We start from the raw sequence: 12,250 nt of genomic DNA, 5'->3' as shown, positions 1-12,250 counted from the left end.
CCAGCCGATTTAAACCCCCGCCGAAATCGACTAGACCCTTTCCCCGATGCCTTGCCCAGGAGACGCTGAACCCATGTCCGCAAACCAGCCCGCAGACACACCCAATACCGACCGGTTCAGCCATGATGCCGGTATTCTGGCGCAGGCCCTGCCCTATATGCAGCGCTATGAGGGCAAGACCGTCGTGGTGAAATATGGCGGCCACGCCATGGGCGACGCTCAGCTCGGCCAGGCCTTTGCCCGCGACATCGCCCTGCTCAAGCAATCCAAGGTCAACCCCATCGTCGTGCATGGCGGCGGCCCGCAGATCGCTTCCATGCTCAAAAATCTCGGCATCGAATCCAAGTTCGAAGGCGGGCTGCGCGTCACCGACAAGCGGACCATGGAAATCGTCGAGATGGTTCTGGCCGGCTCGATCAACAAGGAAATCGTGGCGCTGATCAATGCCGAGGGCGAATGGGCCATCGGCCTGTGCGGCAAGGACGGCAATATGGTCTTTGCCCGCAAGGCTGAAAAGACCGTCAAGGATCCCGGCTCCAATATCGAGCGCGTGCTCGATCTCGGCTTTGTCGGCGAGCCGGTGGAGGTGGACCGCACCCTGCTCGACCTGCTGGCGCGCTCGGAGATGATCCCGGTCATCGCCCCGGTGGCGCCAGGCCGCGACGGCAATACCTACAATATCAATGCCGACACCTTTGCCGGAGCCATTGCCGGCTCGCTCGGCGCCAAGCGGCTGCTGTTCCTGACCGACGTGCCCGGCGTGCTCGACCGCGACGGCAAGCTGATGCCCGAACTCACCGTGCGCGAGGCCAAGGCGCTGATCGCCGATGGCACCATTTCGGGCGGCATGATCCCCAAGGTCGAAACCTGCCTCGAAGCGCTGGACAATGGCGTCGAGGGCGTGGTCATCCTCAATGGCAAGACGCCCCATGTGGTGCTGGTGGAATTGTTCACCGAACATGGCGCCGGCACGTTGATCGTGCGGTGAGCGGAACATTGCGCCCTCTGGCGCTTTGTCACCGCTGACGGGACGGCGGGCGGGGGAGCACGGAGAGCTTGGGACCGGAATTCTTCATCTTCGCCGCGATCGGCTTTTTCGCCCAGATGGTGGATGGCGCATTGGGCATGGCCTATGGCGTGGTCTCCTCCACCATGCTGCTCTCCTTCGGCGTGCCGCCAGCCGCCGCCTCGGCCAGCGTCCATGCCGCCGAGATGTTCACCACCGCCGCTTCGGCCACCAGCCATGTCAGTCACCGCAATGTGAACTGGCGCCTGTTCTGGCGTCTGGCCCCCGCCGGAATTTTGGGCGGAGTGCTGGGCACCTATGTGCTGACCGCCATTGACGGGGCGGTCCTGCGCCCCTTCGTCTCGGTCTATCTGGGTTTTTTGGGCATCTATATCCTTTATCGCGCCTTCCGCCTCCGCGCCGCCTATCATGAACCCAGAACCGGCATGGTGGTGCCGCTGGGCATTGCCGGGGGCTTTGTCGATGCGGCGGGCGGCGGCGGCTGGGGACCGATCGTCACCTCCAGCCTGATCGGTTCGGGCGGCGCGCCGCGCTATGTGGTGGGCACGGTCAATACGGTGGAATTCTTCGTCACCACCGCCATATCCGTCGCCTTCCTCACCGCCCTGCTCACTGGCCATTGGGAAGAAGCCGGCGGCATCGACCGCCATCTCTGGTCGGTGGCCGGGCTGGTGGTCGGCGGCGTCCTGGCCGCGCCTCTGGCCGGTTTCGTCGTGCGCATCGTGCCACCGCAAAAGCTCATGGTGCTGGTCGGCACGCTGGTCGTGGCGCTGGCCTGTTTCCAGGCCTGGCAATTGCTCAGCTGACCGGGCGGGTGTTGACTTTTCCCGGTGCCGGGCGTCCTTCACCCCGGAAGTGACGGAGCCTTTGTCCCATGACCGATTATGTCCGCAAGATCCTGACCTCTTCGGTTTACGAAGTGGCCGTGCAGACCCCGCTCGAGCCGATGGAATTGCTGTCCGAACGGCTGGGGCGCGACATTATGGTCAAGCGCGAAGATCTCCAGCCGGTCTTTTCCTTCAAGATTCGCGGCGCCCATAACCGCATCGTGCATCTGCGCGAAGACGAGCGCGCGCGCGGCGTCATCTGCGCCTCCGCCGGCAATCACGCTCAGGGCGTGGCGCTGTCGGCCACAAGACTGGGCATCCGCTCGGTCATCGTCATGCCCACCACCACACCGCTGATCAAGGTCAATGCGGTCAAGCGCCTGGGTGGCGAAGTGGTGCTGTTCGGCGACGGGTTCGACGCCGCCCGCACCCATGCCGCCGGACTGGCGGAGCGGCATGGCTATGTCTTCGTCCATCCGTTCGACGATCCCGACGTCATCGCCGGACAGGGCACGGTAGGGCTCGAATTGATGCGCCAGCACCCCGAGCCGATCGGAGCCATCTATGTGCCGGTGGGCGGCGGCGGGCTGGCCGCCGGCATTGCCAGCTTCGTCAAGTTCCTGCGCCCCGAAATCCGCGTCATCGGCGTCGAGCCGGAGGAAGCGGCCAGCATGAAGGCCGCCATCGTCGCCGGCCGGCCGGTGCCGCTCGATCAGGTGGGCCTGTTCGCCGATGGCGTCGCCGTGCGACAGGTCGGGGATGAGACCTTCCGGCTCTGCCGCGACCTGCTCGATGACATCGTCACCGTCACCGCCGATGAAATCTGCGCCGCCATCAAGGATATTTTCGACGATCACCGCGCCATCACCGAGCCGGCGGGCGCCCTGGCGCTGGCCGGGCTGCGCCGCGACATCGAGAACGGCAATGCGCCGCACGGCGCGCTCATCGCCATCAATTCGGGTGCCAATGTCAATTTCGACCGGCTGCGCTATGTCGCCGAACGGGCCGAGATCGGCGAGCGCGCCGAGGCGCTGCTGGCTGTGACCATTCCAGAAAAGCCCGGCGCCTACCGGGCCTTCATCCGGCTGATCGGCTCGCGCGCCATCACCGAATTCAATTATCGCTACGCCCCCGGCGCTAGCGCCAATATCTTTGTCGGCATCAAGCTCTCGGGGGGTGACAGCGAAAAACGTGACATGATCGCTATGCTCGAAGCCAATGGCCTTGGCGTCACCGATCTCACCGACAACGAAGTGGCCAAGCTCCATGTCCGCCACATGGTGGGCGGACGGGCAGCCGGCCTCAAAGATGAAATGGTGTTCCGCTTCCAGTTCCCCGAACGGCCGGGCGCCCTGCTCAAATTCCTCGAAGGGCTGAACGATGCCTGGAACATTTCCCTGTTCCACTATCGCAATCACGGCGCCGATTACGGCCGGGTGCTTGTCGGCATCGAAGTGCCGCCAGAGACCCGCTCCGACCTGTTCGCCCATATCGACGCCATCGGCTTTCCCTATTGGGACGAGACCGAGAATCCGGCCTATCGGCAATTTCTCGACCTGGCCTGATACCCCCGAACGGGGTTCGACATTAGGCTGAAATATACCGCCTCTAACAACAAGCGACGCAATTTGGCCCCGAACCCATTGCAAATGGCCAGCCAAGGGGCAATTTGCTGCAACAATGCGCCGGGGTGCACCTGCCGGCGTCATGCTCAAAATGAGGGATAAGCGATTATGATCAAGACGACCGGCCTAATGCTCGCCACCGGGCTTGCCACGCTGGCGATGATGCAACCGGCCATGGCGCTGGATGCCGAAGCATTCGTCGATCGCATCGAGGCGGTTTACGGCGCCATGGGCTATGCCCTGGACCTGGGACCGGCCAGCGTTGCCGGCACCACAATCACCGTCAACGGCATTACCATCGGCCTTGAAGGGCTGACCGAAGCACCCAGCCAGATCGACACCACGCTGACCTTTACCGGCGTCGTCGAATATGAGGACGGCAGCTTCACCGCCGAAGAATTGTCCATTCCCGACATCGACACCGAATTCGCCGAAGACCCGGTCGGCCATCTCAGCCTCACCGGCATCGTGGCCCAGGATCTGTGGCTGCCGCCCCAGGGCGATACCAGCGCCGCCTCGCTGATGCAGACCATGGGGCGTCTCGCCACCGGCCCGCTGGTCCTGTCGCGCGACGGCGCCGAAATCGTCAAAATCGACAGCATGGAAATGGTCTCGGACTTCACCTATGCCGACGATGACAGCCTCGAAAGCGTCCAGTCCAATGTCGCCATTGCCAATATCTGGGCCGATCTTTCCACGGTCGGCGAAGACGAGCCGGAGGCCGGCGCCGTCATCGAGACCCTGGGCCTGACCACGATCAGCGGCAACATCACCCAGTCCATGAACTGGACCATGGCCGATGGGCGCCTCAGCGTCGATGAATCGCGGTTCGATTTCGCCAATATCGGCGCGTTGAACGTCACCTTCGACATTACCGGCTTCACCCTCGCCGTCCTGGACAAGATCTATGCGATGCAGTCCTCCGACCTCGATCCGATGAGCGAGGAAGCCCAGGCCCAGCAGATGATGATGGGCATGGAAATGGCGCAGGCCCTGTCCATTGTCGGCGCGACCATCCGCTATGACGATGCCGGTCTGGCCGGCAAATTGCTGGACATGTTCGCTGCCCAGGCTGGCGTCGAGCGCGCCCAGTTCGTCGAAATGCTCAAGACCACGGCGCCTGCCATGGTGGGCGAAGCGGGCATTCCGGCGCTGACCGAAATGGCTGTTCCCCAGATCAACGCCTTCCTCGACAATCCGCAGAGCTTTGAAGTCAAGGTCGCGCCCCCGAGCCCGACCAGCTTCCTCGTCCTGGCCGCCGCCGCCGCCAATCCGGCCGGCCTCATCACCGCTCTCGGCCTCGCCATCACGGCCAATCAGTAAACTTGGCGACGGGGGCCTTCGGGCCCCCGTTCTGCTTCTGGCGAAGCGCTGCCTTTTTGTGGCATCATGGCGCCATGACCATCACCGCCATCACCGCCAGCCTCACCCACATCACCGATTGGGTATTCGACCTCGACAACACGCTTTATCCGCGCGAATGCAATCTGTTCGCGCAGATCGACATTCGCATCACCCAATATGTGATGGCAGTGACCGCGCTCGACTTCGCCGCCGCGCGATCGCTGCAAAAGGACTATTACCGGGATTTTGGCACCACGCTGAACGGGTTGATGCAGCGGCATGCCATCGACCCCGATGATTTTCTCAACAGCGTCCATGCCATCGATTATTCCCCGGTCGATCCCCATCCCGATCTGGTCGAGGCTATCCGCGCCCTGCCGGGCCGCAAGTTCATTCTCACCAATGGCGACACCGGCCACGCCCATTCAGTGCTGTCGCGGCTGGGCGGCGCTGACCTGTTCGAACAGGTGCACGACATTCGCGGCATGAATTACGTCCCCAAGCCGCACCGGGAAGCCTATGACGGCTTTTTTGAGCGCCATGGCATCGATCCGACCCGCGCCATCATGTTCGACGATCTGGAAAAAAACCTGATCGTCCCCCACGAAGTGGGCATGGCCACGGTACAGGTCGTGCCCGGCGACGATTTCGTGCATGAACAGGTCGATGCCTGGGAACTGGGCCGCACTACCGGCCCGCATGTGCACCACATCACCGGCGATCTGGCGGGCTTTTTGCGCAATCTGAAATAGGCCCTATTTTCCCCGCGCTGCCCGCGCATTACATTGACGCCATGACCGATCTTCCCGGGCGCCGTCCGCCCCCCCTTCCCGACGACAATCCCAGCTTCAGACAGCGCCTCGAAAACCTCGCCCATCTGGGCCGGCTCATCGCCCAGATCTGGCGCACCAGCCGCTGGCTGACCCTGGCCAGCCTGGTGCTGCGCCTCGTTGCGGCGCTCCAGCCGGTCGCCGTTCTCTATGTCGGCAAGCTGATCGTCGATGAGGTCGTGCGCCTTTCCGGCACCGCCGCGCCCGGCCCCGGCATCATGGACTGGTGGAATTCGGGCCTGCTCGAACCGGTCCTGTTGCTGCTGCTGTTCGAATTCGCGCTGGTTCTGGCCAATGACATCGTGGCCCGGGCCACCGGACTGGTCGATGCGACGCTCTCCGAGCTGCATTCCAACCAGGTCAGCATCGAACTCATGGCCCATGCCGCTCGGCTCGATCTCATGCATTTCGAAAGCGCCGAATATCAGGACCGGCTGGAACGGGCGCGGCGTCAGGCGGCCGGGCGCAATGCGCTGCTAAGCCAGATCTTCGGCCAGGCGCAGGACATCCTCACCGTCATCACCCTGGCGGCGGGCCTGTTCCTTTATGCGCCCTGGCTGATCCTGCTGCTGCCGCTGAGCTTCATCCCCGCCATCTGGGGCGAGACCCGCTTCAACACCCTGGCCTATATGCTGAGCCGCTGGCGCACGCCCGAGCGGCGCGAGATCGAATATCTGCGCCATATCGGGGCCAGCGCCGAAACCGCCAAGGAGGTCAAGCTTTTCGGCCTCGGCGATTATCTCATCACCCGCTTCCGCCGGCTCGCCCACGACATCTTCATCGAGAACCGCCGCGTCGCCATGCTGCGGGCGAGCTGGGGCGCGGTCTTTGCCTGCATTGCCAGCCTCGCCTATTACGCCGCCTATGCCTATATCGTCTGGCGCACCATTGCCGGCGAATTCACTCTGGGTGATCTGGCTTTCCTCTCCGGCTCCTTCCTGCGCCTCAACGGCCTGTTCCAGAAAATCCTCCTCGGCTTCACCCAGATCGCCGGCCAGTCCATGTATCTGGATGATCTGTTCTCCTTCTTCGAGATCGAGCCGACCATTCTCGCCCCCGCTGATCCCAAGCCTTTTCCGGTACCGATCCGGCGGGGCATCGCCTTCGAGGGCGTCGGCTTCCGCTATCCGGAAACCGATCATTGGGTTGTGCGCAATCTCTCCTTCACCCTGCCCGCCGGCGAAACGCTGGCTCTGGTGGGCGAAAACGGTGCCGGCAAGACCACCATCGTCAAGCTGCTGACCCGGCTCTACGACCCCAGCGAAGGCCGCATCACCATTGACGGCATCGATCTGCGCGAGCTGTCGCCGGGCGACATTCACGCCCATCTCGGCGTCATTTTCCAGGATTTCATCCGCTACAGCTTCACCGCCCGCGACAATATCGGGGTCGGTCGCATCGAGGCGCGCGAGGATCAGGCCCGTATCGACCAGGCGGCCGAACAGAGCCTGGCCGACGCCGTCATCGCCAAATTGCCCAAGGGCTATGACCAGCAATTGGGTCGCCTGTTCAAGCAGGGACGCGATCTTTCCGGCGGCGAATGGCAAAAGGTCGCCATTGCGCGCGCCTATATGCGTGATGCCGAACTGATCATTCTGGACGAGCCCACCGCTGCGCTCGACGCCAAGGCCGAGGCTGAGGTCTTTGCGCGATTCAAGGGCCTGGCGCAGGGCAAGACGGCGGTGATCATCTCGCATCGCTTCTCCACCGTACGCATGGCCGACCGCATCCTGGTGCTCGACAATGGCGCCATTCTCGAAGCAGGCAGTCACGAAGAACTGGTGGCGCTGGGCGGGCGCTATGCCGAATTTTTCGAGCTGCAGGCCGCCGGCTATCGCTGAGCCATTCCGACGACGCAAGAATTGCGCTACCCTGATGAGCGCAACCAATTGAAGGCCGCTCGTGCCCCTGCCTGACGAAAATCACCTCTCCGTCATCGCCGAGACCTATCGACTTCTCGGCGATCCCACACGCCTCAAGATCGTGCTCACCTGCCTCGACGGCCCCATTGCGGTGGGCGACATCGCCAAGGCCACGGGCGCGAGCCAATCGCTGGTCAGCCATCACCTGCGCCTCTTGCGCGCCGCGCGCCTGGTGCGCGGCACAAGACGCAACAAGCAGGTCTTCTATCAGGCGGCCGACGACCACATCGCCAATATGCTGGCCGACATGGTGGCCCATGCCATGGAGGAGCATGAGCCCCACGAGGACGACGATCCCTGAAAATTTCAGCGCCCGGAAAGCCCGGCAGCGCAAGCAATTCCGGTCGGCTTGACATTTTTATATGAATTAATATTCATATGTTCATTCGATAGAGGTTGTCGGCATGTCCAGTCACCACCACGAGCACCATGATCATGCGGACCATGATCACGCCGGTCATGGCCATGCCGGCCACAGCCACGCGCCCAAGGTCAGCGCCGGCAATGAGCGCGCCGTCCTGATCGGCCTCTTGCTGACCGGCACGTTCATGGTGGCCGAAATCGTCGGCGGCGTGCTCTCGGGCTCGCTGGCGCTGATCGCCGATGCCGGCCACATGCTCACCGACACGGTGGCGCTGTTCCTCGCCTGGCTGGGGTTCCGGCTCGGTCGCCGCCCCGCCGATGCCCGCCGCTCCTTCGGCTATTCCCGGCTCGAAGTGCTGGCCGGACTGGTCAACGCCGTGACCCTGTTCGCCCTGGTCGGCTGGATCGCCTATGAAGCGGTGCAACGCTTCCTCGAGCCCCAGGAAGTGCTGGCCGGACCGATGATGATCGTGGCCGTGCTGGGCCTGCTGATCAATCTTCTGGTCTTCCGCATCCTGTCCACAGCCGATGCGGACCATGTGAACATCAAGGGCGCACTGCTGCATGTGCTGGGCGATCTCTTGGGCTCGGTGGCCGCAATCATTGCCGCGCTCGTCATCTGGCTCACCGGCTGGATGCCCATCGACCCGATCCTGTCGGTCTTTGTCAGCCTGCTCATCCTGCGTAGCGCCTGGGCCCTGCTGATGCGCACCTTCAACATCCTGATGGAAGGCGCGCCGGACGGCTTCGACATCGAGCGGCTGCAACGCGAATTGCCCGCCGAGATCAAAGGTCTCTCCGCCATCGGGCACCTCCATGTCTGGTCGCTGTCATCCGGGCAGACCATGGCGACGCTGGAAATCCAGCTCAAGCCCGATGCCGACCCGGCTGCAGTGACGGCCATGGTGCGCGACAAGCTCGAACACGGGCATGGCGTCAATCACGCCACTATCGAGATCGACTGGACCGGCAAGGGCGGGGCCGCCTGTCACAGCCAGGCGGGCTGATCGCTAATTGGCGGCAAAGCGCGCCGCGGCCAATCCCGCCACCCTGCCGGTGGCGAAGCAGGCCGTCAGCAGATAGCCGCCAGTCGGCGCCTCCCAGTCGAGCATTTCTCCGGCAACGAACAGACCCGGCGCCGCCTTGAGCATGAAATTCTCGTCCACCGCGTCCAAAGCGAGCCCGCCAGCCGTCGAAATCGCTTCCGCAATCGGCCGGGTCCGGCGCAGCGGCAAGGCCAGCGCCTTGATATGCCGCGCCAGATCGTCCGCAGCGAGCGCGGCGGCATCGGCGGCCACCTCCCGCACCAGACCCAGCTTCACCCCGTCGAGCCCCGCGCCCTTGCGCAGCCGGTTGGAAAAACTGGTCTTGACGGGCTGGCGGTCCAGATCGCGCGCCAGCCGCTCGATGCTGCGTCCCGGCGCCAGATCCAGTTGCAACATAGCCGTGCCATCCCGCTCGAGGTCGTCGCGCAGCGCCGCCGAATGGGCATAGACCAGACTGCCCTCGATGCCCCATCGCGTGACGACGAACTCGCCCGGCAACGTCCCCACGGCGCTCGTGGCGGTCACGGCCTTGACCGGCGCACCCGAAAATCGCTCGACAAAGAGTGGGCTCCAAGCCACCTCGAAGCCGCAATTGGCCGGCCGCATCGGCGCAATGGCGATGCCCCTTGGCGCCAGCAGGCTCGCCCATGCGCCATCCGAACCCAGACGCGGCCAGCTCGCTCCGCCGAGCGCCAGCACAACCGCATCGAAGCGCTCGGTCACCCGGCCTTGCGCCGTGTCGAACAGCAAGGCCGCGCCGTCAAAGCCGACCCAGCGATGCCGGGTGCGAAACGTGACGCCGAGATCGTTCAGCCGGCTGATCCAGGCCCGCAGCAGCGGCGACGCCTTCATGACCTTGGGAAAGACCCGTCCCGAGGAGCCCACGAATGTCTCGACGCCAAGTTCGGCGCACCATTGACGCAAGGCCGCGCCGTCAAAGGCATCGAGCGCCGCCTTGAGCCGAGGCCGCGCCGCGCCATAGCGGCCCAGCAGCGCTTCGTGTTCTTCCGAATGGGTAAGATTCAGCCCGGACTTGCCCGCCATCAGCAATTTGCGCCCGACACTGGGCATGGCATCGAACAGGGCCACCTGCGCACCGGCCATGGCTGCCGCTTCGGCCGCTATCAGGCCCGCCGGCCCGCCCCCAACAATTCCGACCCTTGGCGCCATCATGCCCGGATTTCACCCTTCAGATTCTCTGCGCAGCAGCACAAATACGGCGTCCGGAACCATAGAGGCGTTAAGTTTCGCCTAAGACCTTCCTGCCTATCTTCACCGCCAGCGGGGATACGGGGATTCTCTAGCATGCGTATCCTGATTGTCGATGATAGCCGATCCAGTCTGGCCTTGATCGGTTCGATCGTCCAGCAATCGCCATTGGTTGACGAGCCCGAGCTTTGCCTGAGCCCGATCGAAGCGCTGGAAAAGTGCGCCGGCAGCCAGTTCGACCTGATCGTCGTCGATCACATCATGCCCGAAATGGACGGCGTGGCCTTTACCGCCGCCCTGCGCGCCCGCCCTGCCTATCGTACCGTGCCGGTGATCATGGTCACCTCCGATCTCGACAAGAGCGTGCGCATCGACGCCATCAAGGCCGGCGCCACCGATTTCCTGCACAAGCCCTTCGACCCCATTGAATTGCAGGCGCGCGTCGCCAATCTTCTCGCCCTGCGCCAGGCGCAGGTGGAACTCGACGACCGTGCGCAATGGCTGACCCGCGAAGTCGAGCGCGCCACCGCCCACCTGCTCGCCCGCGAGGAGGAAATCATCTACCGCCTCGCCCGCGCTATCGAATATCGCGACGGCGATACCGGCGAACACGTGTCGCGCGTCGCTCAGATCTGCCAGCTCATCGCCGAAGGCATCGGCCTCACGCCAGAGCGCTGCCGCATGGTCTATCTGGCGGCGCCCCTGCATGACATCGGCAAGATCGGTATCGCCGATGCCATCCTGTCCAAGCCCGGCAAATTGACGCCCGAGGAAATGGCCATCATGCGCGAGCATGTGAGCATCGGCGCGCGCATTCTCGAACGGGGTTCGTCGGACCTCGTCCGCACGGCCGAACTCATCGCCCAGAGCCACCACGAGAAATGGGACGGCAGCGGCTATCCGGACCGCCTGTCGGGAACCGACATTCCCGTCGAGGCGCGCATCGTCGCCATTGCCGATGTCTTCGATGCCCTCTGCTCGAAGCGCCCATACAAGGACGCCTGGCCAATCGACAAGGCCTATGCCGAAATCGTTGCGTGCAGCGGCACTCATTTCGACCCCACCTGCGTCGCCGCCTTCAGTGCCAAATGGCCGGAAATCTGCGCCATCATGCAGGGTGAGACCGGCAGCGGCGCCATCGGCTTCTAGCCCGCCCCCCTTCTTCACCTTCCTGCCCATCTGCAACGCCACGCACGACCGGTGCCCATGCCGAGCCGCGCCGGGCGGGGCTCCGCTTTTCAGAATCGATTGCAGTGCAAGACCTTCCAATTGCGGCCAGATGCAGATGACCTGCCTGTGACCCGCCGATCTTTTCCGCGGGCAAAGACGGCCGGTTGCATCGGGCATCGAGGCACTGAATCAAAATGATTACGGAGTGCTTTCTTGTCGCTCGATTCAGGGTCGCGCCGAATCGACTCTCAAGGCGGCAAAGTCGATTCTAACTTGATTCCAGGAAAACGAAGAATTTACAGTAATTATTTCAATATTAATCAACAATACTTGCTGATCAATTTTTATGAAACTTGGAAATGGGTAACCATCGGTTAAATTATCGGTGCAATTATAGTACTAAGCCGGATGGGAATACGGTGAGGAAATTACCGTAACCTAACATACGGGTTTGCGTCGCCCGAAATTCCATATCGACTGGCACTTCCCAGCATAGATCCACGATAGCGAGACAGAATGTCGTCCATCGGATTCCACCCAATCCGGTCATGCCCATGACCGGCAAACGAGCCCACACGCACATATTGCCGGTCGATGCCGGTATCCGGAATGCGGCAGAAGTCGCAAACGGCCTCAAGCAGGCTCTCGACAGTCACAATGCCATCGGCATCGAGACCAGGGCGCTTGCTGCTGCTGACATCACCACGGTGCAAACCCTGCTCGCCGCCCGGATCTCCGCCGAGGCGAAGGGCAAGACCCTGACCCTGCTTTCCCCCGTCGGCGAACCTTTGCGCGATGTGCTGCGCGACGTCGGTTTGCTGTCCGCATCCCAGATACATGCCACGTTCTGGGCTCCCTCTTCCGACCAGCCCTAAGGACGCACAGGC

11 protein-coding genes are annotated in these 12,250 nt (G+C 63.2%); 10 read left to right on the top strand and 1 reads right to left on the bottom strand.

Features of this window, described 5'->3' with window-relative positions:
• The first annotated feature begins 73 nt into the window (after positions 1–73).
• The 8 genes from argB (at position 74) to H0482_RS08985 (ending at position 8,945) form a co-directional block, all read left to right on the top strand.
• Entirely contained in the window at positions 74–988 is a 915-nt protein-coding gene (argB, locus tag H0482_RS09020) for an acetylglutamate kinase (RefSeq protein WP_193729679.1), read from the top strand.
• A gap of 68 nt (positions 989–1,056) precedes the next feature.
• Positions 1,057–1,833 carry a sulfite exporter TauE/SafE family protein gene (locus tag H0482_RS09015; RefSeq protein ID WP_269144672.1) on the top strand — a complete coding sequence of 259 codons (777 nt, stop codon included), beginning with the start codon at positions 1,057–1,059 and terminating at the stop codon, positions 1,831–1,833.
• 68 nt (positions 1,834–1,901) lie between these two features.
• A complete protein-coding gene (gene ilvA / locus H0482_RS09010) occupies positions 1,902–3,419 on the top strand; it encodes a threonine ammonia-lyase, biosynthetic (protein ID WP_193729678.1) in 1,518 nt (505 codons plus the stop codon).
• Between the two features lie 168 nt (positions 3,420–3,587).
• Positions 3,588–4,802 carry a hypothetical protein gene (locus tag H0482_RS09005; protein ID WP_193729677.1) on the top strand — a complete coding sequence of 405 codons (1,215 nt, stop codon included), beginning with the start codon at positions 3,588–3,590 and terminating at the stop codon, positions 4,800–4,802.
• 74 nt (positions 4,803–4,876) lie between these two features.
• Entirely contained in the window at positions 4,877–5,575 is a 699-nt protein-coding gene (locus H0482_RS09000; RefSeq protein WP_193729676.1) for a pyrimidine 5'-nucleotidase, read from the top strand.
• Between the two features lie 41 nt (positions 5,576–5,616).
• Positions 5,617–7,494, top strand: a complete 1,878-nt coding sequence (locus H0482_RS08995) for an ABC transporter ATP-binding protein (RefSeq protein WP_193729675.1) — start codon at positions 5,617–5,619, stop codon at positions 7,492–7,494.
• Positions 7,495–7,555: 61 nt separating this feature from the next.
• Positions 7,556–7,876: an ArsR/SmtB family transcription factor gene (locus H0482_RS08990; protein WP_193729674.1), complete on the top strand. Its 321-nt coding sequence runs from the start codon at positions 7,556–7,558 to the stop codon at positions 7,874–7,876.
• 103 nt (positions 7,877–7,979) lie between these two features.
• Positions 7,980–8,945 carry a cation diffusion facilitator family transporter gene (locus tag H0482_RS08985; protein ID WP_193729673.1) on the top strand — a complete coding sequence of 322 codons (966 nt, stop codon included), beginning with the start codon at positions 7,980–7,982 and terminating at the stop codon, positions 8,943–8,945.
• 3 nt (positions 8,946–8,948) lie between these two features.
• On the opposite strand, the gene H0482_RS08980 is transcribed toward H0482_RS08985, so the two are convergent.
• Positions 8,949–10,157 carry a TIGR03862 family flavoprotein gene (locus tag H0482_RS08980; protein ID WP_193729672.1) on the bottom strand — a complete coding sequence of 403 codons (1,209 nt, stop codon included), beginning with the start codon at positions 10,155–10,157 and terminating at the stop codon, positions 8,949–8,951.
• Between the two features lie 132 nt (positions 10,158–10,289).
• Here H0482_RS08980 and H0482_RS08975 point away from each other — a divergent pair, with 132 nt between their 5' ends.
• Both H0482_RS08975 and H0482_RS08970 read left to right on the top strand, forming a co-directional pair.
• Positions 10,290–11,342 (top strand): HD domain-containing phosphohydrolase, encoded by a 1,053-nt coding sequence (locus H0482_RS08975; protein WP_193729671.1) that lies wholly within the window; start codon positions 10,290–10,292, stop codon positions 11,340–11,342.
• A gap of 575 nt (positions 11,343–11,917) precedes the next feature.
• Positions 11,918–12,238: an STAS domain-containing protein gene (locus tag H0482_RS08970; protein ID WP_193729670.1), complete on the top strand. Its 321-nt coding sequence runs from the start codon at positions 11,918–11,920 to the stop codon at positions 12,236–12,238.
• The last annotated feature ends 12 nt before the right edge of the window (positions 12,239–12,250 follow it).

Origin of the sequence: Devosia faecipullorum (assembly GCF_015158295.1) — a bacterium.
GTDB classification, from domain to species: Bacteria; Pseudomonadota; Alphaproteobacteria; order Rhizobiales; family Devosiaceae; genus Devosia; species Devosia faecipullorum.
Note: the sequence above shows the minus strand (reverse complement) of the source record. Positions and strands in the feature narration are given on the sequence as shown.

Excerpts from the sequence above, each read along its gene's own strand:
- argB (WP_193729679.1), top strand. The coding sequence starts at position 74 with ATGTCCGCAAACCAGCCCGCAGACACACCCAATACCGACCGGTTCAGC.
- ilvA (WP_193729678.1), top strand. The coding sequence starts at position 1,902 with ATGACCGATTATGTCCGCAAGATCCTGACCTCTTCGGTTTACGAAGTG.
- H0482_RS09005 (WP_193729677.1), top strand. The coding sequence starts at position 3,588 with ATGATCAAGACGACCGGCCTAATGCTCGCCACCGGGCTTGCCACGCTG.
- H0482_RS09000 (WP_193729676.1), top strand. The coding sequence starts at position 4,877 with ATGACCATCACCGCCATCACCGCCAGCCTCACCCACATCACCGATTGG.
- H0482_RS08995 (WP_193729675.1), top strand. The coding sequence starts at position 5,617 with ATGACCGATCTTCCCGGGCGCCGTCCGCCCCCCCTTCCCGACGACAAT.
- H0482_RS08985 (WP_193729673.1), top strand. The coding sequence starts at position 7,980 with ATGTCCAGTCACCACCACGAGCACCATGATCATGCGGACCATGATCAC.
- H0482_RS08980 (WP_193729672.1), bottom strand. The coding sequence starts at position 10,157 with ATGATGGCGCCAAGGGTCGGAATTGTTGGGGGCGGGCCGGCGGGCCTG.
- H0482_RS08975 (WP_193729671.1), top strand. The coding sequence starts at position 10,290 with ATGCGTATCCTGATTGTCGATGATAGCCGATCCAGTCTGGCCTTGATC.
- H0482_RS08970 (WP_193729670.1), top strand. The coding sequence starts at position 11,918 with ATGACCGGCAAACGAGCCCACACGCACATATTGCCGGTCGATGCCGGT.